25 protein-coding genes are annotated in these 19,650 nt (G+C 70.2%); 20 read left to right on the top strand and 5 right to left on the bottom strand.

The window, feature by feature from the left end; translation table 11 throughout:
* Both ACFY5C_RS14990 and ACFY5C_RS14985 read right to left on the bottom strand, forming a co-directional pair.
* The coding region (locus tag ACFY5C_RS14990; protein ID WP_389444433.1) for an ABC transporter ATP-binding protein at positions 1–894 on the bottom strand (894 nt) is incomplete at its 3' end.
* 45 nt (positions 895–939) lie between these two features.
* A complete protein-coding gene (locus tag ACFY5C_RS14985) occupies positions 940–1,737 on the bottom strand; it encodes an aminoglycoside N(3)-acetyltransferase (RefSeq protein WP_389444431.1) in 798 nt (265 codons plus the stop codon).
* 161 nt (positions 1,738–1,898) lie between these two features.
* Between ACFY5C_RS14985 and ACFY5C_RS14980 the strand changes: the two genes are divergently transcribed.
* From ACFY5C_RS14980 to ACFY5C_RS14945, 8 genes are all read left to right on the top strand, one after another.
* Positions 1,899–2,651 carry a helix-turn-helix transcriptional regulator gene (locus ACFY5C_RS14980; RefSeq protein WP_389444429.1) on the top strand — a complete coding sequence of 251 codons (753 nt, stop codon included), beginning with the start codon at positions 1,899–1,901 and terminating at the stop codon, positions 2,649–2,651.
* Complete coding sequence (gene sufB / locus ACFY5C_RS14975; RefSeq protein WP_383597130.1) at positions 2,648–4,072, top strand: Fe-S cluster assembly protein SufB; 1,425 nt, start codon at positions 2,648–2,650, stop codon at positions 4,070–4,072. The genes ACFY5C_RS14980 and sufB overlap by 4 nt, the downstream gene beginning before the upstream one ends.
* A 62-nt stretch (positions 4,073–4,134) precedes the next feature.
* Positions 4,135–5,316 (top strand): Fe-S cluster assembly protein SufD, encoded by a 1,182-nt coding sequence (gene sufD / locus ACFY5C_RS14970; RefSeq protein ID WP_389444426.1) that lies wholly within the window; start codon positions 4,135–4,137, stop codon positions 5,314–5,316.
* Entirely contained in the window at positions 5,316–5,633 is a 318-nt protein-coding gene (locus ACFY5C_RS14965) for a non-heme iron oxygenase ferredoxin subunit (RefSeq protein ID WP_031057580.1), read from the top strand. Before sufD ends, ACFY5C_RS14965 begins: the two co-directional genes overlap by 1 nt.
* Before the next feature lie 7 nt (positions 5,634–5,640).
* The gene (sufC, locus tag ACFY5C_RS14960) at positions 5,641–6,405 is read left to right on the top strand and encodes a Fe-S cluster assembly ATPase SufC (protein ID WP_328428538.1); all 765 of its coding nucleotides are present in this window, start codon (positions 5,641–5,643) and stop codon (positions 6,403–6,405) included.
* Entirely contained in the window at positions 6,402–7,658 is a 1,257-nt protein-coding gene (locus tag ACFY5C_RS14955; protein ID WP_328882425.1) for a cysteine desulfurase, read from the top strand. The genes sufC and ACFY5C_RS14955 overlap by 4 nt, the downstream gene beginning before the upstream one ends.
* A gap of 16 nt (positions 7,659–7,674) precedes the next feature.
* Positions 7,675–8,142, top strand: coding sequence for a Fe-S cluster assembly sulfur transfer protein SufU (gene sufU, locus ACFY5C_RS14950; protein WP_389444423.1), 468 nt, complete (start codon positions 7,675–7,677; stop codon positions 8,140–8,142).
* Positions 8,139–8,471 carry a metal-sulfur cluster assembly factor gene (locus ACFY5C_RS14945; RefSeq protein WP_328428541.1) on the top strand — a complete coding sequence of 111 codons (333 nt, stop codon included), beginning with the start codon at positions 8,139–8,141 and terminating at the stop codon, positions 8,469–8,471. The genes sufU and ACFY5C_RS14945 overlap by 4 nt, the downstream gene beginning before the upstream one ends.
* 87 nt (positions 8,472–8,558) lie before the next feature.
* Here ACFY5C_RS14945 and ACFY5C_RS14940 read toward each other — a convergent pair whose 3' ends face one another.
* Positions 8,559–9,380 carry an AbfB domain-containing protein gene (locus tag ACFY5C_RS14940; protein WP_389444421.1) on the bottom strand — a complete coding sequence of 274 codons (822 nt, stop codon included), beginning with the start codon at positions 9,378–9,380 and terminating at the stop codon, positions 8,559–8,561.
* Between the two features lie 369 nt (positions 9,381–9,749).
* On the opposite strand from ACFY5C_RS14940, the gene ACFY5C_RS14935 reads away from it, so the two are divergent.
* Positions 9,750–10,634, top strand: a complete 885-nt coding sequence (locus ACFY5C_RS14935; protein WP_389444419.1) for an endo alpha-1,4 polygalactosaminidase — start codon at positions 9,750–9,752, stop codon at positions 10,632–10,634.
* A 56-nt stretch (positions 10,635–10,690) separates the two neighbouring features.
* Here ACFY5C_RS14935 and ACFY5C_RS14930 read toward each other — a convergent pair whose 3' ends face one another.
* Positions 10,691–11,098, bottom strand: a complete 408-nt coding sequence (locus ACFY5C_RS14930) for a RidA family protein (protein WP_389444417.1) — start codon at positions 11,096–11,098, stop codon at positions 10,691–10,693.
* 104 nt (positions 11,099–11,202) lie between these two features.
* Between ACFY5C_RS14930 and ACFY5C_RS14925 the strand changes: the two genes are divergently transcribed.
* The 7 genes from ACFY5C_RS14925 to ACFY5C_RS14895 all read left to right on the top strand — a co-directional run bounded on the left by ACFY5C_RS14925 (position 11,203) and on the right by ACFY5C_RS14895 (position 16,544).
* Complete coding sequence (locus tag ACFY5C_RS14925) at positions 11,203–11,592, top strand: winged helix-turn-helix transcriptional regulator (protein ID WP_389444415.1); 390 nt, start codon at positions 11,203–11,205, stop codon at positions 11,590–11,592.
* Positions 11,593–11,656: 64 nt separating this feature from the next.
* Positions 11,657–11,977 carry a multidrug efflux SMR transporter gene (locus ACFY5C_RS14920; RefSeq protein ID WP_362378471.1) on the top strand — a complete coding sequence of 107 codons (321 nt, stop codon included), beginning with the start codon at positions 11,657–11,659 and terminating at the stop codon, positions 11,975–11,977.
* Entirely contained in the window at positions 11,977–12,525 is a 549-nt protein-coding gene (locus ACFY5C_RS14915) for a TetR/AcrR family transcriptional regulator (RefSeq protein WP_389444413.1), read from the top strand. The genes ACFY5C_RS14920 and ACFY5C_RS14915 overlap by 1 nt, the downstream gene beginning before the upstream one ends.
* A gap of 624 nt (positions 12,526–13,149) precedes the next feature.
* Entirely contained in the window at positions 13,150–14,139 is a 990-nt protein-coding gene (gene dapD, locus ACFY5C_RS14910) for a 2,3,4,5-tetrahydropyridine-2,6-dicarboxylate N-succinyltransferase (RefSeq protein WP_389444411.1), read from the top strand.
* A gap of 198 nt (positions 14,140–14,337) precedes the next feature.
* Positions 14,338–14,577, top strand: coding sequence for a hypothetical protein (locus ACFY5C_RS14905; RefSeq protein WP_389444409.1), 240 nt, complete (start codon positions 14,338–14,340; stop codon positions 14,575–14,577).
* 177 nt (positions 14,578–14,754) lie between these two features.
* Positions 14,755–15,312 carry a SigE family RNA polymerase sigma factor gene (locus ACFY5C_RS14900; protein WP_389444407.1) on the top strand — a complete coding sequence of 186 codons (558 nt, stop codon included), beginning with the start codon at positions 14,755–14,757 and terminating at the stop codon, positions 15,310–15,312.
* Complete coding sequence (locus tag ACFY5C_RS14895) at positions 15,309–16,544, top strand: YncE family protein (protein WP_389444405.1); 1,236 nt, start codon at positions 15,309–15,311, stop codon at positions 16,542–16,544. The genes ACFY5C_RS14900 and ACFY5C_RS14895 overlap by 4 nt, the downstream gene beginning before the upstream one ends.
* On the opposite strand, the gene dapA is transcribed toward ACFY5C_RS14895, so the two are convergent.
* Entirely contained in the window at positions 16,545–17,447 is a 903-nt protein-coding gene (gene dapA, locus ACFY5C_RS14890) for a 4-hydroxy-tetrahydrodipicolinate synthase (protein ID WP_389444403.1), read from the bottom strand.
* A gap of 176 nt (positions 17,448–17,623) precedes the next feature.
* On the opposite strand from dapA, the gene ACFY5C_RS14885 reads away from it, so the two are divergent.
* The 4 genes from ACFY5C_RS14885 to ACFY5C_RS14870 are packed head-to-tail and all read left to right on the top strand — an operon-like array spanning position 17,624 to position 19,537.
* On the top strand, positions 17,624–17,770 hold the full coding sequence (locus ACFY5C_RS14885; protein ID WP_389444401.1) for a hypothetical protein: 147 nt from the start codon (positions 17,624–17,626) through the stop codon (positions 17,768–17,770).
* Positions 17,767–18,462, top strand: coding sequence for a hypothetical protein (locus ACFY5C_RS14880; RefSeq protein WP_389444399.1), 696 nt, complete (start codon positions 17,767–17,769; stop codon positions 18,460–18,462). The genes ACFY5C_RS14885 and ACFY5C_RS14880 overlap by 4 nt, the downstream gene beginning before the upstream one ends.
* Positions 18,463–18,515: 53 nt before the next feature.
* Positions 18,516–18,935 (top strand): phage holin family protein, encoded by a 420-nt coding sequence (locus ACFY5C_RS14875; protein ID WP_389444397.1) that lies wholly within the window; start codon positions 18,516–18,518, stop codon positions 18,933–18,935.
* Positions 18,932–19,537, top strand: coding sequence for a DUF3618 domain-containing protein (locus ACFY5C_RS14870; RefSeq protein ID WP_389444395.1), 606 nt, complete (start codon positions 18,932–18,934; stop codon positions 19,535–19,537). The genes ACFY5C_RS14875 and ACFY5C_RS14870 overlap by 4 nt, the downstream gene beginning before the upstream one ends.
* The last annotated feature ends 113 nt before the right edge of the window (positions 19,538–19,650 follow it).

Raw genomic sequence — 19,650 nt, 5'->3', positions numbered from 1 at the left:
CAGAAAGACGTCTTCGAGGGTGTGCCGTTCCACCGAGATCTTCTCCGGCATCACCCCGTGCTGCGCACACCACGACGTCACCGTCGCGAGCAGCTGGGGGTCGACCTTGCCGACGACCCGGTACGAGCCCGGCGTCAGCTCCGCGGCCGTGCAGTCGGCGGGCAGGGCCTTCAGGAGGGAGCCCACGTCCAGGCCCGGGCGGCCGATGAAGCGGAGGGTGTTCTCGGCGCCGCCGCGGCACAGCTCCTCGGGGGAGCCCTGGGCGATGACCCGGCCCGCGTCGATGATCGCGACGTCGTCGGCGAGCTGCTCGGCCTCGTCCATGTAGTGGGTCGTGAGGATGACGGAGACGCCGTCCGTGCGCAGGTCCCGGATCAGGTCCCAGGTCGCGCGGCGGGCCTGCGGGTCGAGCCCGGCGGTCGGCTCGTCCAGGAACACCAGCTCCGGACGGCCTACGACTGCCATGGCGAGCGCGAGCCGCTGCTGCTGACCTCCGGAGAGACGGCGGTACGTGGTCCGGCCGCAGCTGCCGAGACCGAGCCGCTCGATGAGGGCGTCCACGTCCAGGGGGTGCGCGTGCAGCTTGGCGACATGCCGCAGCATCTCGTCCGCCCGCGCGCCCGAGTAGACACCGCCGGACTGGAGCATCACGCCGATCCGGGGCCGCAGGGCGCCAGACTGTCGCACCGGGTCCAGGCCCAGGACCCGCACGGAGCCGGAGTCCGGCCTCCGGTATCCCTCGCAGGTCTCGACGGTCGTCGTCTTGCCCGCGCCGTTGGGTCCGAGCACGGCGGTCACGCCCGCCTGGGCCACCAGGTCGAGGCCGTTCACCGCGGTCTTCGTGCCGTACCGCTTCACCAGGGCCTGGACTTGGACCACGGGCTCAGTTCGCATGGCTCCAGAGTCTAGGTACGCGGCCGGTAACCCGAACGGCCGGGTTCACATCTCCTGCGCCCGGGGCCGGTGCATCTCCAGCCACCGCTCCGCGTACGCCACCGCGTCCGCCACGGGGAACAGCCGTGCTTCGGCCGCGCCCACCTTTCCCCGTACGACGGGACGGTCCCGGTCGAAGTCGCGCCCCAGTTCGTCGAACCGGTCCGAGGTGATCGACACCTCGGTCACCACCTCCCAGCCCGCGGGCCCCGGTCGGCCGACCTTCACCAGCGGCGAAGGTATCCGGTACTCGGCGAGATGGAAGCTGGTGCACGTCGCGTAACCCGCGCCGAGCAGCAGCACACGCGCGTGGAGCGCCTCCAGCCGGGCCAGCGGGCTGCGCTCGCCGAGCCGGCAGTCGAGGGCGTGGCCCTCGGTGATCTGCGCCGCGCGCGGGCCGACGGCGGCGAAGGACGTCTGCGGATGCGCGCTGCGCAGGGCGCCCGGCCAGGCCCGGACGGTCTCCGGGATCACGCCCACCCCGAGCGCGGGCGTGACGAGGGGGTCGTAGGCGGGCATGGTCGCCCGGATCGTGTCCCACCACTCCTCGGGCACCGGCGGGTTGCTCCACACCGCCGGGTCCGAGAGGTCACCGGTCTGGGTGGGGACGACCAGGGTGCCGTCCGGACCGAGCGCGTCGAGCAGTCCCTGGACGACCGCGACGGCACCTCCGCAGACCCAGCCGAGGGCGCTGAGCGAGGAGTGCACGAGCAGGGTTTCACCGGTTTGGACCCCTAGCTCGCGCAGTTGTGCCGCGAGGGTGTCCCGAGTGACAAGAGGGCCGGTCGGAGGGGGTGTCGACATGTTTCGGGAGTGTCCCGCAGAGAGCCCCGCGACGCCAGCGATTTGATCGATCAATGATCGTTTCCGCAGGTCAGATTAGGTATGCCTAAGTGACGCAGGGCACCCGCCAGGCGCCCGGGCGTGGCTTGCCTGCCTTTGAGGAATTACGCAACAATGGCGTTGTGAAAAACGTCGGCGAGGCTCGGGAGACCCCTATGGGAACCCCTCAGGAGGAGCTCGCGACCGGGGAGCGCTCCACGCGCAACCGGGTCGCGCGATCCATCCTGGACCACGGGCCGTCGACCGTCGCCGAGCTGGCCGGCCGGCTGGGACTCACCCAGGCCGCCGTGCGCAGGCATCTGGACGCGCTGGTCGCGGACGATGTCGTGGAGGCCAAGGAACAGCGGGTGTACGGCACGCGCACGCGTGGCCGTCCCGCCAAGGTCTTCGCGCTCACCGACTGCGGCCGCGACGCCTTCGACCAGTCGTACGACAAGCTCGCCGTGGACGCCCTGAAATGGATCGCCGAGCGCGAGGGCGGGAGTGAGGCGGTCGCCGCCTTCGCCCGCGCCCGGATCGCAGCCCAGGCGAGTGCGTACCGCCAGGCGATCGAGGCGGCCACCCCGGACAAGCGCACCGAAGCCCTGGCCAAGGCCCTGAGCGCAGACGGGTACGCTGCAACGGCGCGCAGCGCACCCCTCCCTCAAAAAGGCGAGCAGCTCTGCCAGCACCACTGCCCGGTGGCTCATGTCGCGGAGCAGTTCCCCCAGCTGTGCGAAGCGGAGACGGAGATCTTCGCCGAGCTGCTCGGAACGCATGTCCAGCGACTGGCGACCATCGCGCACGGCGACGGCGTCTGCACGACGTTCATCCCAAAGATTTCCCACACCACCGATAACGCATCTGCAAGCAAGGCCGGGAGGAACCCCGCATGACTCTCCCCATCGAGGAGACTGCCCACCCTGAGCTCGAGGGTCTGGGCAAGTACGAATACGGCTGGGCCGACTCCGACGAAGCCGGCGCCTCTGCGAAGCGTGGTCTGAGCGAGGACGTCGTCCGTGACATCTCCGGGAAGAAGAACGAGCCGGACTGGATGACCAAGCTCCGTCTCAAGGGTCTGCGGCTGTTCGACAAGAAGCCCATGCCGAACTGGGGCTCGGACCTCTCGGGCATCGACTTCGACAACATCAAGTACTTCGTGCGGTCCACGGAGAAGCAGGCGGAGTCCTGGGAGGACCTGCCCGAGGACATCAAGAACACGTACGACAAGCTCGGCATCCCCGAGGCGGAGAAGCAGCGCCTCGTCGCCGGTGTCGCGGCCCAGTACGAGTCCGAGGTCGTCTACCACCAGATCCGCGAGGACCTGGAGGAGCAGGGCGTCATCTTCCTGGACACCGACACGGCCCTGAAGGAGCACCCGGAGCTCTTCAAGGAGTACTTCGGCACCGTCATCCCGGTCGGCGACAACAAGTTCGCGTCGCTGAACACCGCGGTGTGGTCGGGCGGCTCCTTCATCTACGTGCCGCCGGGCGTGCACGTCGAGATCCCGCTCCAGGCCTACTTCCGCATCAACACCGAGAACATGGGCCAGTTCGAGCGGACCCTGATCATCGTCGACGAGGGTGCCTACGTGCACTACGTCGAGGGCTGCACCGCCCCGATCTACAAGTCGGACTCGCTGCACTCCGCGGTCGTCGAGATCATCGTCAAGAAGAACGCCCGCTGCCGCTACACGACCATCCAGAACTGGTCGAACAACGTCTACAACCTGGTCACCAAGCGCGCAGTCGCCTACGAGGGCGCGACCATGGAGTGGATCGACGGCAACATCGGCTCCAAGGTGACGATGAAGTACCCGGCCGTCTACCTGATGGGCGAGCACGCCAAGGGCGAGACCCTGTCCATCGCCTTCGCGGGCGAGGGGCAGCACCAGGACGCCGGCTCCAAGATGGTCCACATGGCGCCGAACACCTCCTCCAACATCGTGTCGAAGTCCGTGGCGCGTGGTGGCGGCCGTACCTCGTACCGCGGTCTGGTCGAGATCGGTGAGGGCGCCCACGGCTCGAAGTCCAACGTGCTGTGCGACGCGCTGCTCGTCGACACCATCTCCCGTTCCGACACGTACCCCTACGTGGACGTCCGCGAGGACGACGTGTCCATGGGCCACGAGGCGACCGTCTCCAAGGTCTCCGAGGACCAGCTCTTCTACCTGATGAGCCGCGGTCTGAGCGAGTTCGAGGCGATGGCGATGATCGTGCGCGGCTTCGTCGAGCCGATCGCCAAGGAACTGCCCATGGAGTACGCCCTCGAGCTCAACCGGCTGATCGAGCTGCAGATGGAAGGCGCGGTCGGTTAAGACCGGTCTCCGGACAAGCAGCTAGCGAAATCTGACGTAGGAAAGAGAGCAGACCGACAGCCATGGCTGAGGCTCAGAACATCCCCGTGGGCTCCACCACCGCGGGCCAGATCGCGGTGGCCGCCGAGTCGACCGTCGCCACGCGCATGAGCGCGCCCCCCTCCTTCGACGTGGCGGACTTCCCGGTCCCGCACGGCCGCGAGGAGGAGTGGCGGTTCACCCCGCTGGAGCGCCTGCGCGGGCTGCACGACGGCACCGCCGTGGCGACCGGCGACGGCCTCCAGGTCACCGTCGCGGCCCCCGAGGGCGTCACCGTCGAGACCGTCGGCCGCGACGACGCCCGCCTCGGCAAGGCGGGCACGCCCGTGGACCGCGTCGCCGCCCAGGCGTACTCGGCGTTCGAGAAGGCCGGTGTGATCACCGTCCCCAAGGAGACGGTCCTCACCGAGCCGATCCGCATCGCCGTGCACGGCGAGGGCGGGGTCGCCTACGGCCAGCAGGTCGTGGAGCTCGGAGCCTTCGCCGAGGCCGTCGTCGTCATCGACCACACCGGTGACGCGGTGCTCGCCGCCAACGTCGACTACATCCTGGGCGACGGCGCCAAGCTCACCGTCGTCTCCGTCCAGGACTGGGACGACAAGGCCGTGCACGTGGGCCAGCACAACGCGCTGATCGGCCGGGACGCCACCTTCAAGTCGTTCGTGGTCACCTTCGGCGGCGACCTCGTACGCCTCCACCCGCGCGTCGCCTACGCCGGCACCGGCGGCGAGGCCGAGCTCTTCGGCCTCTACTTCACGGACGCCGGCCAGCACCAGGAGCACCGCCTCCTGGTCGACCACAACACCCCGCACTGCAAGTCGAACGTCGCCTACAAGGGCGCGCTCCAGGGCGACGACGCGCACGCGGTGTGGATCGGCGACGTGCTGATCGAGGCCAAGGCCGAGGGCACGGACACCTACGAGATGAACCGCAACCTGGTTCTGACCGACGGCGCCCGCGTCGACTCCGTGCCGAACCTGGAGATCGAGACCGGCGAGATCGTCGGCGCCGGCCACGCCTCGGCGACCGGCCGGTTCGACGACGAGCAGCTCTTCTACCTGATGGCCCGCGGCATCCCGGCCGACGAGGCCCGTCGCCTGGTCGTGCGCGGCTTCTTCGCCGAGCTCGTCCAGCAGATCGGCGTCGACGACATCGAAGATCGCCTCCTCGTGAAGATCGACGAGGAGCTGGAGGCCACGGTCTGATGGCTTTCGTACGCGCCTGCGGGCTGAGCGAGCTGGAGGAGGACACCCCGAAGCGGGTGGAACTCGACGGCACGCCGGTCTCGGTCGTGCAGACCGAGGGTGAGGTGTTCGCGATCCACGACATCTGCTCCCACGCGAACGTCTCGCTCTCCGAGGGCGAGGTGGAGGACTGCCAGATCGAGTGCTGGCTGCACGGCTCCAGCTTCGACCTCCGCACCGGCAAGCCGTCCGGCCTTCCCGCGACGCGCCCCGTCCCCGTATACCCCGTAAAGATCGAAGGGGACGACGTGCTCGTCTCCCTCACCCAGGAGTCCTGAGGCACCCATGGCAACGCTTGAAATCCGAGACCTGCACGTCACCGTCGAGGCCGACAACGCCACGAAGGAGATCCTCAAGGGCGTCGACCTCACCGTGAAGCAGGGCGAGACGCACGCCATCATGGGCCCCAACGGCTCGGGCAAGTCGACCCTCGCCTACTCCCTCGCGGGTCACCCCAAGTACACGATCACTTCCGGCACCGTCACCCTCGACGGCGAGGACGTCCTGGAGATGTCCGTCGACGAGCGCGCCCGCGCGGGCCTGTTCCTGGCGATGCAGTACCCGGTCGAGGTCCCGGGTGTGTCCGTGTCGAACTTCCTTCGCACCTCCGCCACCGCCATCCGCGGCGAGGCCCCCAAGCTGCGCACCTGGGTGAAGGAGGTCAAGGAGGCCATGGAGCGCCTCAACATGGACCCGTCCTTCGCCGAGCGCAACGTCAACGAGGGCTTCTCCGGCGGTGAGAAGAAGCGCCACGAGATCCTTCAGCTGGAGCTGCTCAAGCCGAAGGTCGCCATCCTCGACGAGACCGACTCCGGCCTGGACGTCGACGCCCTGCGCGTCGTCTCCGAGGGCGTGAACCGGGTCCGCGAGACCGGCGAGGTCGGCACCCTGCTGATCACCCACTACACGCGCATCCTGCGCTACATCAAGCCCGACCAGGTGCACGTGTTCGCGAACGGCCGTATCGCCGAGTCCGGCGGAGCGGAGCTCGCGGACCAGCTCGAGGCCGAGGGCTACGACAAGTACGTGAAGGGTGGCGCATCCGCGTGACACAGCTGCCGGGCCTCCTCGACACCGAGGCGCTCCGCAAGGACTTCCCGATCCTGGACCGCGTCGTCCACGGCGACAAGAAGCTCGTGTACCTGGACAACGCGGCGACCTCGCAGACGCCGCGCCAGGTGCTCGACGTGCTCTCCGAGTACTACGAGCAGCACAACGCCAACGTCCACCGTGGCGTGCACGTCCTCGCCGAGGAGGCCACGGCGCTGTATGAGGGCGCGCGCGACAAGGTCGCGGAGTTCATCAACGCGCCCAGCCGCGACGAGGTGATCTTCACCAAGAACGCCTCCGAGTCGCTGAACCTCGTGGCCAACATGCTCGGCTGGGCCGACGAGCCCTACCGGGTGGACCACGAGACCGAGATCGTCATCACGGAGATGGAGCACCACTCCAACATCGTGCCGTGGCAGCTGCTCGCGCAGCGCACGGGCGCGAAGCTGAAGTGGTTCGGCCTGACCGACGACGGCCGTCTCGACCTGTCCAACATCGACGAGATCATCACGGAGAAGACGAAGATCGTCTCCTTCGTGCTGGTGTCGAACATCCTGGGCACGCTCAACCCGGTCGAGGCGATAGTGCGCCGCGCGCAGGAGGTCGGCGCGCTGGTGTGCATCGATGCCTCGCAGGCCGCTCCCCACATGCCGCTGGACGTGCAGTCGCTCCAGGCCGACTTCGTGGCCTTCACCGGCCACAAGATGTGCGGCCCGACCGGCATCGGCGTCCTGTGGGGCCGCCAGGAGCTGCTGGAGGACCTGCCCCCGTTCCTCGGCGGCGGCGAGATGATCGAGACCGTGTCGATGCACTCGTCGACGTACGCTCCCGCCCCGCACAAGTTCGAGGCGGGCACGCCCCCGATCTCCCAGGCGATCGGCCTCGGCGCGGCGATCGACTACCTCAACTCGATCGGCATGGACAAGATCCTCGCCCACGAGCACGCGCTCACCGAGTACGCGGTGAAGCGGTTCGCGGAGGTCCCCGACCTCAGGATCATCGGCCCGACCACGGCCGAGGACCGGGGCGCCGCGATCTCCTTCACGCTCGGCGACATCCACCCGCACGACGTGGGCCAGGTCCTCGACGAGCAGGGCATCGCGGTCCGGGTCGGCCATCACTGCGCCCGCCCGGTGTGCCTGCGGTACGGAATTCCTGCGACCACGCGAGCGTCGTTCTATCTGTACTCCACGCCGGCCGAGATCGACGCTCTGGTGGACGGCCTGGAGCACGTCCGGAACTTCTTCGGCTGACGGGACGAGCGATCGCATGAAGCTGGATTCGATGTACCAGGAAGTCATCCTGGACCACTACAAGAACCCGCACGGGCGGGGCTTGCGGGATGGCGACGCCGAGGTGCACCACGTCAACCCGACGTGCGGCGATGAGATCACCCTGCGCGTGAAGTACGACGGTACGAAGATCGAGGACGTCTCGTACGAGGGCCAGGGCTGTTCGATCAGCCAGGCGAGCGCGTCCGTACTGAACGAACTCCTGGTCGGCAAGAACCTCTCCGACGCGCAGAAGATCCAGGAGACCTTCCTGGAGCTGATGCAGTCCAAGGGGAAGCTGGAGCCCGACGACGCGATGGAGGAGGTTCTGGAGGACGCGGTCGCGTTCGCCGGAGTCTCCAAGTACCCCGCCCGGGTCAAGTGCGCCCTCCTGAGCTGGATGGCGTGGAAGGACGCGACGGCCCAGGCGCTGGGCGACGCCGACGCCGAAAGGAAGACGGCATGAGTGACACCGTGGAGATGAAGCCGGCCTCGGAGGAAGAGGTCCGTGAGGCGCTGTACGACGTCGTCGACCCCGAGTTGGGTATCGACGTCGTCAATCTGGGCCTGATCTACGGCATCCATATCGACGACGCGAACATCGCGACGCTCGACATGACCCTGACCTCGGCGGCGTGCCCGCTGACGGACGTCATCGAGGACCAGGCCAAGTCCGCCACGGACGGCCTCGTCAACGAACTGCGCATCAACTGGGTCTGGATGCCGCCGTGGGGGCCGGACAAGATCACGGACGATGGGCGGGAGCAGCTTCGGGCGCTCGGGTTCAACGTCTGATCCAGGGGCCGAGGCTCCCCATTGCATGTCAAAGCGGCGGCACCTTCCGGGTGCCGCCGCTTTGACGTGCCCGTACCCGGGGTCGGCTCAGGCCGGCCCGCTGACCACCCGGAACGAGGAGTCCGCCAGGTAAAGGGAGCTGTACTCGAAGCGTTCGAGGCGGACGACGAAGTTCTTGTGGCGGAGGAAGTAGCCCGGGTAGTTGACCGACTCCAGCATCGTCGCGCCGGCGTGGGAGGAGTCGCGGGGGCAGAAGGTGGCGTCCCGCTTGAACTGGGTGGAGCCGTCGTGGCGTTCGGCGCGCAGCACGAAGTTGCGGTGGCGGAGGTAGGTGCCGTCGTGCGTGGCGAAGGAGTAGCAGGAGCTGTCGGCCAGGCCCGTCACCTGCTTGAAGGTGGAGTCCTCGCGGGATTCGGAACCGCGGACCGGGTCCAGGGCCACGTAACCGCTGCTCACGTGCCAGTAGCGGTCGGGGTAGTTGACCGAGCGGAAGGATCGCCAGGTCGTTGCCGCCGGGGGCTTCGGGGTGGCTGACGAACCGGCCTCGCGGGAGGACGGCTTGGACGGCTTCGGCGCTGGCTTGGGTGTGCCGGCGTCCTGTTGGCGAGGCGCCCTGGTGGTCGCCTCGGCTGTCGACAGGCCGCTCTTGCCCTTCGGAGGAGTCTCCGAGGGCGTGGCGAAGGAGATCAAGCCGGGGAGCGTCGTGTTCTCGTCGGCAGGTGCCGAGCGTGGCTGCTCGTCAGGTGCCCTCTCCATCACGACGACTGCCGTGGCGCACGCGACGATCGTCGCCACCGCCATCCCGCCCGCCAGCCACAGACGGCGCGTCCCCGGAGCCCGGGAGGTGTCCGGAGCCCAGCCGTTCTCCCAAGGGTGGTCCTGAGACGGCCGGGACTTGATTTCTGGCATGCGCTGTTCCCCCCAGCGGCGTCATGGGGCGACGACCGCGGCTGCGAAGGCCCGGTATGTGAACGCTCAAACACTAGTGGACCCAGAGACCCTCGAGCAGCTGTTTGGAACGAGCCGTATCCAGATTGATTCCAAGGCTGTTTCAGGGAGAGAGGGGATGGGGTGCCGGACGTCGGCGGCCCTTTCGCGTCATTGCTGATGGTCAGTCAACTACAGCTGGCTGGAGTCGCGTTGGTGAGCCCGTCCCGCGACAAGGCATCATGGCCGAGCGGCACCGCACGAGTACACACCGCGCGAGCGCATACCGCACGAGCACGTACCGCACGAGCACGTACCGCACGAGCACATACCGACAGGAGCCCCCGGATCATGGCCCACCGCGTCCCCCGTGCCCTCCGCCGCGCGCTCGCGGCCGCAGCTCTGTGCGGTGCGCTCGCCGTGGCCGCGGGTGGATGTGCGGCGTCCGACGGTGGTGACGCCGACGAGCCGGGTCGCTCCACCGCCCCGACGGCCCCGGGCACGGCCGGTACGGGGAAGGTGGTCCTGCCCGAGCCGGGCGTCGCCTTCGACTATCAGATCGGCGGGGCGTACCGGCCGCCCGCCGGCGTACGCGCGATCTCCCGCGACCGCGCGGCGAAACCGGCGCCGGGGGTCTACAACATCTGTTACGTCAACGCCTTCCAGGCCCAGCCGGACACCGAGGACTGGTGGGAGGACCGCCATCCCGACCTGCTCCTGCGCGACGCCGACGACTCGCTGGTCGTCGACCGGGACTGGGACGAGGCCGTCCTGGACATCTCGACACCCGCCAAACGCCAACGGCTCGCCGACGTCGTGGGGGAGTGGATCGACGGCTGTGCCGCCGCCGGATTCCAGGCGGTCGAGGCCGACAACCTCGACTCGCACGAGCGGTCCGGCGGTCTGCTGACCGCCGACGACAACGTGGCATTCGGCAAGTTGATCGCCGCCCGGGCCCACGCCGCCGGCCTGGCGATCGGCCAGAAGAACGCTGCGGAACTGGCCGGACAGGGGCGTGGCATCGGCTTCGACTTCGCGGTGGCCGAGGAATGCGGACAGTACGACGAGTGCGACGTCTACGCGGACGCGTACGACGACCGCGTCTTCGACATCGAGTACCGGCAGGACGGCCTCGCCGCAGCGTGTGCGGAGTGGGGCGACAAGCTGTCGGTGGTCCTGCGTGACCTGGACGTCGTACCGGCGGGTGAGGACGCCCACCGCCGCCGTACCTGCTGACTCGGGGCCGCCCCATTCGCCCCGGACGGCGCCCGTCAAGTCGCGGGCTCAGGGGCTCAGTCGAGGACCGCGGTGGCCTCGATCTCGACCAGATGCTCGGGTACGTCCAGTGCCGCGACGCCCAGCAGCGTGGCGGGCGGTGCGGCGGTGACGCCCAGTTTGGTGGCCGCCCGGGCGAGCCCCTCCATGAGCTGGGGCATCTTGTCGGGGGTCCAGTCGACGACGTGGACGTTCAGCTTCGCGACGTCGTCGAAGGAGGCGCCGGCCGCGGCCAGGGCGGTGCCGACGTTGAGATAGCACTGCTCGACCTGCGCGGTGAGGTCGTCCGCCCCGACCGCGACGCCGTCCGCGTCCCAGGCGACCTGCCCGGCGACGAAGACCAGCTTCGAGCCGCTCGCGATCGACACCTGGTGGTAGGCGTCGACCTCCACCAGTCCGCTCGGGTTCACCAAAGTGATGGCCATGGGGTCCGTCCGTTCCGTCTCGTGCTCTCTTGTGGTTACTCGGAAACCGTAAGAGAGTGGCCGCTGACATGGAAGAACGCACTTTTTGGTGACTGGGGAACCTCATGGGAACCAAGCAGTCCAGCGGCTCGCTGGACCAGGCGGACGTGACACGCGCGGACTCCCTGGCCCGGGAGATCTTCTCGGACATTGCCAACAAATGGGCTCTGCTGATCATCGAGGCGCTGGGGGAGCGGACCCTGCGCTTCAGTGAGTTGCGTGGCGAGGTCGACGGGATCAGCCACAAGATGCTCACCCAGAACCTGCGCATGCTGGAGCGCAACGGCCTGGTCGAGCGCACCGTGCATCCCACGGTGCCGCCGCGCGTCGAGTACACCCTCACCGAGCCGGGCCAGGCCCTTCGGGTGACCATCGACGGCATGTGTGACTGGACCCACCGGTACCTCGGGGACATCGAGACGTCCCGGCGACACTTCGCGGCGCGGAATCCGTAGGTGTGCCGGGGTGGTTGTGTACGGCCGTACGCAATCCTCGCCCTCGTTGTGTACGCTCGTACACATGGGATACCTGCTGCTCGCCGGAGCCATAGCGGCCGAGGTGGCCGCCACGACGTCCATGAAGTACAGCGACGGCTTCAGCAGGCTCTGGCCGTCGCTGCTGACCGCCCTCGGATACCTCGTCTCCTTCGCGCTGCTCGCCCAGACACTGAGGACCGTCTCCGTGGGCACGGCCTACGCGATCTGGGCCGGGGTCGGCACCGCGGCCATCGCCACCATCGGGATCCTGTTCATGGGGGAGGGGATGACGGCCGCCAAGGCAGCGGGCATCGCGCTGATCATCGCCGGCGTGGTGGTGCTGAACCTGGGAGGAGCGCACTGATGCCCCGTCGCTACGACCCCGAGCGGCGCCAGCGGATCATCGACGCGGCGATCCGGGTCGTCGGGGAGAAGGGCATCGCTGGGCTGAGCCACCGCACCGCCGCCGCCGAGGCGGACGTGCCGCTCGGCTCCACGACGTACCACTTCAAGACGCTCGACGATCTGCTGGTCGCCGCCCTGCGCCAGGCCAACGAGGGCTTCGCCAAGGTGATCGCCTCGCGCGGCGGCCTGGCGGACCCGGACACCGACCTTGCCGCCGAACTCGCCGGCTGGATGGGCGAGTGGCTCGCGGGGGACCGCACGGGCGTGGAGCTGGAGTACGAGCTCTACCTCGCCGCCCTGCGCCGTCCCGCCCTGCGCCCGGTGGCCGCTGAGTGGGCGCAGGACCTCGCCGACCGACTGTCCCGGTGCACGGACGCGGTCACCGCGCGGGCGCTGGTGGCGTTGATGGACGGGATCTGTCTGCAGGTGCTGCTGACCGAGGTGCCGTACGACGAGGGGTATGCGTGTGAGGTGCTGCGGCGGGTGATTCCCGGGCGTGCCGGGTGATTCCCGGGCGTGCCGGGTGAGTCCCGGTGGGGTGTGGGCCGGCGGCCTCCGCCTCCGCGACGACGCCGGTCGCGGTGTCCTCGACGACCGCGCACCGGGCGGGATCGGAATCTCTGGCAGCGGGGCGATGCTCTGGCCGGCGGCGCGATTCCCTGACCGGTCGCGTGTTTCCTGACGGAAGCGGGCTTCGCTGCCCGGAGCCGGGTCGGAGCCGGAGCCGGGGTCGGAGCCGGGGCCGGAGCCGGGGTCGGAGCCGGGGTCGGGGTCGGGGTCGGAGCCAGGGTCGGGGTCGGAGCCGGAGCCAGGGCCGGGGTCGGAGTCGGGGTCGGAGCCGGGTCGGAGCAAGGGCCGGGGCCGGGTCGGAGCGGAGCCAGGGGCGGGGTCCGAGCCGGAGCCGGAGCCAGGGTCGGGGTCGGAGCCGGAGCCAGGGTGGGGGCCGGTGCCGGGGTCGGGCCGGGCCGCCGGCCGGCGCAGGACCGCCGCAGCGGCCGACCGCACCCGGCCAGGGACGACGGGCAGGGACGGCTGTGACAGACAGCCTCGGATGCCCACGGACAGCCCGTACCCTGAGACGCCGCTCCCGCCGGTTGGCCCGGGCGGCCCCCCGCCGGTTAGGTTGCCCTCATGACCGACACGACTGCTCCTCGTACCACCGGCGCCGTGGCAGCCGGCCTTGCCACGATCGCTGCTGACGGCACTGTTCTCGACACCTGGTTCCCCGCGCCCGAGCTCGTCGCCGAGCCCGGTCCCTCCGGCAGCGAGCGGCTGTCCGCCGAGCGGGCCGTCGAGCTGATCGGTGAGGGCGCCGCGAAGGCGATCGGGCCGGACGCCCGCAGGGGCGTCGAGGTCGTCGCGGTCCGCACGGTCATCGCATCGCTCGACGAGAAGCCGGTCGACGCGCACGACGTGTACCTGCGCCTGCACCTGCTCTCCCACCGCCTGGTCAAGCCGCACGGCCTCAGCCTGGAGGGCCAGTTCGGCTTCCTCGCCAACGTCGCCTGGACCTCCCTCGGCCCCGTCGCCGTCGACGACGTCGAGAAGGTCCGCCTGAACGCCCGCGCCGAGGGCCTGCACCTCCAGGTCACCTCGATCGACAAGTTCCCGCGGATGACGGACTACGTCGCCCCCAAGGGCGTGCGCATCGCCGACGCCGACCGGGTCCGGCTCGGAGCGCACCTCTCCGAGGGCACCACCGTCATGCACGAGGGCTTCGTCAACTTCAACGCGGGCACCCTCGGCACCTCCATGGTCGAGGGCCGCATCTCCGCCGGCGTCGTCGTCGGCGACGGCTCGGACATCGGCGGCGGCGCCTCGACGATGGGCACGCTCTCCGGCGGCGGCAACGTGATCATCACCATCGGCGAGCGCTGCCTGATCGGCGCCGAGGCGGGCGTCGGCATCGCGCTGGGCGACGAGTGCGTCGTCGAGGCCGGCCTGTACATCACCGCCGGTACCCGCATCACCATGCCCGACGGCCAGATCGTCAAGGCCCGCGAACTCTCCGGCGCCTCCAACATCCTCTTCCGCCGCAACTCGGTCACCGGCACCGTCGAGGCCCGCCCGAACAACGCGGTGTGGGGCGGTCTCAACGAGATCCTGCACAGCCACAACTAACGGCGACCGCCCCTCGGGCCGCCGTCCCCGAGCGCCCTCCCGCAGCCGCACCCGGCTCGCGGGAGGGCGCTTGTCGTTCGGTGGCCCGACGTGGCGCGCTCACGTACGGGTTACTCCGCGTGACCTCACTGTGGTCCAGGCAGATGAACAGGTCGACGCAGTTTCCGATCACACGCCGAACCGACGAGATGAGGACCGATGGTGGGTCGAGTGAAGACGAGTGCGCGGACCAGGGTCGTAATGCGCATGGTGGTGGGCACGCTGGCCGCGGGGGCGGCGTGCTGGCTGCCGGCCGGGGCCGCGTATGCCGACGAGACCAACACGGGCTCGCACAACGGGCCCCGCATCGGGCTGGTCAACGTGGGGCAGGTGGACGATCCAATGGAGGATGTGCTGGAGCACTTCCTGCTCTTCGGCAACGGGTACAAGTGGGGCTGATGGGTCGCTGAGCGCAGCGAGCGTGGCCGGGGCCCGTACCGCACAGGGTGGCGGTACGGGCCCCGCCGTGTGTGTGCACGCGTTTCAGCGCCGCCGGCATAGCGGCAGCACGCCGCACGCGTCACAAGGGGTAGGAGAGGCGGGCATCCGGCCCGGCCGGGGGAAGAGAAGGTGACGATGGATGCCGAAACGCAGGAAAGCTTTCGGGAGTTCGTGGAGAATCGGTCGTCCGCGCTGCTGAGGACGGCTGTGCTGCTGGCCGGGGGCGACCGGCACGCCGCGGAGGACCTTCTGCAGAACGCCCTGATCAAGGCGGCCGACCGCTGGCATCGCATCGACGAGCCGGAGGCGTACGTACGGCAGGTCCTGTACCGGCAGCAGATCAGCCGCTGGCGGCTCAAGTGGCCCCGGCGCGAACTCACGGTCGCCGAGTTGCCCGAGAGCGGCGCGAGCCCGGATGCGGCGTCCGCCGCCGAGCTGCGGCTGCTGATGCGGGGCGCGCTGGCGCGGCTGACCGCGCGGCAGCGGACCGTACTGGTGCTGCGCTACTTCGAGGACCTGCCCGAGGCCGACGTGGCCCGCATCCTCGGCTGCTCCGTGGGGACCGTACGGTCCACGACCCACCGCTCGCTCGCCCGGCTGCGCTCGCTCGCACCGGAGCTGGCAGCCCTCGGCCCGGCAGCCGCCGGACCGCAGCCGTCCCGTGACTTCTCACCCGTGGAGGTGCGTCCGTGAACGTCGAGGAACTCGTGCGTGACTCCCTGCGGGAGCTGGCCACCGAACAGCGGTCGGCGGGGCCGGGGTTCGCCGACCGGGTGCTCAACACCCGCCGGCGCCGCCGCACCCGGCGGCTCGCGTCCGTCGCCGCGGCCACCGCGGCCGTGGTCGCCGTCGGCGTCGCGGTGCCGCTGCTGGACGTCGGCAAGGACGACACGCGCCCTGCGAGCGTTCTGGAGGAGCGCGGTGTCCACGCCCGGCCCGGCCAGTCGCCGCCGCGTGATCTGATCGGTGCGGGGGACACGGTGCTGGCCGCCTACTCCACGGCGGAATTCCGCGCCGAGACCGACAAGCGGGGTGCCATGGTGCGCACCTACTGGCTGATCGATCCGGAGACCGGGAAGTACGAGAAGGACACCCGGTGGTCCTTCGTCGCCGTCGCCCCCGGCCTGAAGACCGCAGCCGTGCTGGAGCACAACCTGCCGGCGAACCGGATCGGTCTGCTCGACCTCGCGACGGGGAAGGTCGATCGGTGGATCTCGGTCCAGCGCGGGGTCGGCGGGCTCGCCTTCTCGCACGACGGGAGCAGGCTCGTCGCGACGACCTACGGTGAGAACCCCGATCTGCGCGTCAAGGAGAAGATGATCACCGACGACGGGCCGGTGTGGGAGTGGGAGTCCAAGTACGGCCGGTCGAGCCGGTCCGGCTTCTACGACCTCGACCTGGCCTCCGGCATGGGCTCCTGGAGTGCCGTCGCGCCGGAGACCGACATCAACGCCCGTGAGGACTTCGCGTACAGCCGGACCGGCGACCGCGTGTACGCGCGGTACATCGGAACTCAGGACGGACTCCAGCAGTTCTACGACCTCAAGGGCAACAAGGTCGCGCCACCGGCGAACGAGAAGTACCTGCGCTCGGACGTCGACGCGCGTCTGTCGCCGAACGGCAAGCTCGCCGCCGTCGGCCTGACGCAGGAGGTCGGCGGCAACCCGGGCAGGAGCTACTCCAAGGTCAGTGATCCGCGGACCGGTAAGGAGATCACCCGGGTCCGGGGTGCTGAGCTGCTCGCCTGGGCCGACGACCGGCGACTCATCGCCTGGGAGAGGGTGACCGGTCTGGAGGAGGCGTACCGGCCCCGACTCGTGCTGGTCACGATCGGCAGCGACAAGGTCGTACCCCTGAGCGGTGTCCGTGAGCCGGACCAGGACGAGAAACGCCAGGGATGGGAGCCGGTCTTCGCCCGGCGTTGATCAACCCGTCGTGAGCTCCTCGTAGGCCGCCAGCAGCCCGTCGACCGCCGCCCGGCCGGCGGGCCGCAGCGGTGCGCGGACCGGGCCCGCGGGCAGGCCGAGCTCATTGAGCAGGGCCTTGGCGGTGACCGCGCCGGGCAGGCCCGCGGCCATCATCAACTCGATGAGCGGCGTGGCGCGTTGTTGGAGGCGGGCGGACACGGGGGTGTCGCCCGCCTCGAACGCGTCGAGGACCGCACGGAGTTGGGACGGTACGACGTTCGCGACCGTGCTGATGTAGCCGGAGCCGCCCACCGCGTAGAGCGCGAGGTTGTGCTCGTCGCAGCCCGCGTAGTACGCCAACTCCGTGCGGGCGAGCACCTTCTGGGCGCCGAGGAAGTCGAACGAGCAGTCCTTCACCGCGACGATGCGGGGGTGCTCGGCGAGCCTGATCAGCGTCTCCGGCTCGATCCGGGTGCCGGTGCGGCCGGGGATGTCGTACAGCGCGAGGGGCAGTCCGGCCGCGTCGGCGATCTCGCGGAAATGCGCCTCGACGGCGTCCTGCGGAGGCTTGCTGTAGTACGGCGCGACCACCAACAGGCCGTCGGCGCCCGCCTTTTCGGCCGCCAGGGAGAGTTCGACGGTGTGCCGGGTGTCGAAGGTGCCCACGCCCGCGACGACCGTCGCCCGGTCGCCCACCGCTTCCCGGACGGCCCTGATCAGATCCGACTTCTCGGTGTCCGAGGTGGTCGGCGACTCGCCCGTCGTGCCGGAGAGCACGAGCCCGTCGCAGCCCTCGGTCACCAGCCGTTCGGCCAGCCGCTGGGCGCCGTCGAGATCGAGGGACCCTGCCTCGGTGAAGGGCGTGATCATGGCGCAGAGGGCCCGGCCGAAGGGCGGGGCCGCGGTGGTGGCGGTCGTCATGGTCATAGTCTCGGCACTGTCACGTCGTAGCTCCACTTAATTCTTCTACCGGATATTGATAAGCATGACTTCAGCGTGTGGGGGCTTGCCCTAGGGGGCTTGCCCTATGTCCAAAGCCGGACGTCATGGGTCACCATGTCCAAGACGGTCAACGACCCCTGGTCATGGGAGGCGTCATGAAGCTCGGCAAGGCACTCGCCACCGGAGTCGCGGAAGAACGGCCGCAGGACCGCGACGAACAGTTCGAACTCGCCCAGGAGACCGCCGGGATCGAGGTCGCCGAGGCAGCGTCCGCGTCCGAAGAGGTCCCGGTCGCCCGATGAGGCTGCGGCTTCCGGAGGAACGCCCGACGGAGCCGCCGACCGGATACAAGATCGCCCACCCGATGCTGTCCCAGGACGGCACCCGGGCCGGGTTCACCGGTGTGTCGCTGGGCGGCGCGCTGCCGTACGGGGTCCTGGCCGACGCGTCCTGCGTCTACGGCCTGCGGCACCGGGCGCCGAACCGCCGCTGCGACTGCGGCTTCCACTGTGTGCACGACCGCACGGCGGCCGAGGCGCTGCTGTGCACGGCCGAGCACCGGGCGGCCGTACTGCTCGAAGTCACCGTGCTGGGCCGCTACCTGCGCTTCGAGCGCGGCTTCCGCTACGCCCGTCAGCGGGTACGCACCGCCACGGCCGGTCCGTGCGCCTGCGGTGCGCTCGCCACCGCCCTGGCCGACGCCGGCTGGGGCCGCCCCGGCTGGCGGGCGCTCGCCCCGTCCTGCGCGGGCTGTCTGCGCGGCCGTACGTCCGTCTCGCTCGCGGGGTTCGCCAGGCTGGCCGGCGAGCGGCTGCGGGTGGTGGCCGGGGAAGGAGCGTCCGTCGCGTCCGTGGCCGGCCTCGCCGTGGCCGATGAGCTCGGCGTGCCCGAACTGGCCGCGGAGGCCGCGCTGTTGCAGGCCCGCCTCGACTGGTTCCAGGCCCAGCTGGCCCGGCTGGACGGGCGTGGACCGGACGGCGGACGGAAGGGATAGCGGGGGCGGCACCGGGTACCCGGGTGTTCCGGATCGAGAGGAGGCGGAACACCGTGACCGGGTCCACGACCCCCGAGCGGGTGCGCGACGAGCACCACTCGGTGAGCGAACTCGTAGGGCAGGCAGGCGAACAGCTCTCCCGGCTCGTACGACAGGAAGTCGCCCTCGCCAAGGAGGAGCTGGCCGAGAAGGGCCGACGTGCCGGCACGGGCGGCGGTCTGCTCGGCGCGGCGGGCGCCGTCGCGTACGCCGGGCTGCTGTTCCTGGCCGCCGCAGCCACCGCCGCACTCTCGCTGACGCTGCCCGTGTGGGCCGCGGCGCTGATCGTGACGGGCGTCCTGTTCGCCCTCGCCGGTCTGCTGGCCGCGACCGGCCGCGCCCGGCTGCGGCGCGCCGTACCCCCCACGCCGAAGGAGGCCCTCGGCAGCGTCAGGGCCGATGTCGAGGAGATCAAGGAAAGGGCACACCGATGACGGACCGCAAGGCGGGGGCGACGGGCGGCGCAAAGGCCGCGCAGAAGGGCGCCGCCAAGGCCGCTGCCGCGGGGAAGTCCGCGGCGGCGAAGGCGCGCGCGGGGGCCAAGGGCCCCGAGGAGCTGCGCAGCCAGATCGAGCGGACGCGCCGCGAACTCGGCGACACCGTGGCGGAGTTGGCGGGGAAGGCGGATGTGAAGGGCCGGGCCCTGGCGCGCGCCGCCGACCTCAAGGACAAGGCGGGCGCGATGACCGTGCAGCTGCGCAGCAGCGCGGCCCAGGCCGGGCACGTGGTGCAGGAGCGGGCCGCACGCGCCGGGCACGTCGTGCAGGACCGGGCGGCCCAGGCGGGACACGTCGTGCAGGACAAGGCGACGCACGCCGGGCACACGGTGCAGGACCGGGCGACCCAGGCCGGACACTCCGTCCAGGGCAGGGCGACCCACGCGGGCCATGTGGTCGAGCACAGCGTGCCGCGCCCCGTGCGCAGCGTCGTCCAGGCCGGACTGCGCAATCCGCGCCCCGTGCTGATCGCCGGAGCGGCCGTGGGTGCCGTGGTCGCCGCGCAGGTGTTGCGGCGCCGGCACAACGGGCACCGCTGAGACGCCGGTCGAGGGAGACGGCGAGGCGGGGGGGGGGGGGGGGGCCCCCCCCCCCGCCCCCGCACCATGTACTGCTCGCCGCCCCGCGGAAGGTGGGATTGTTGTAGGCGACG

Origin of the sequence: Streptomyces sp. NPDC012935 (assembly GCF_042900345.1) — a bacterium.
GTDB lineage: Bacteria > Actinomycetota > Actinomycetes > Streptomycetales > Streptomycetaceae > Streptomyces.
The sequence above is the reverse complement of the archived record's forward strand: the minus strand, read 5'-3'. Positions and strand labels throughout refer to the sequence as shown.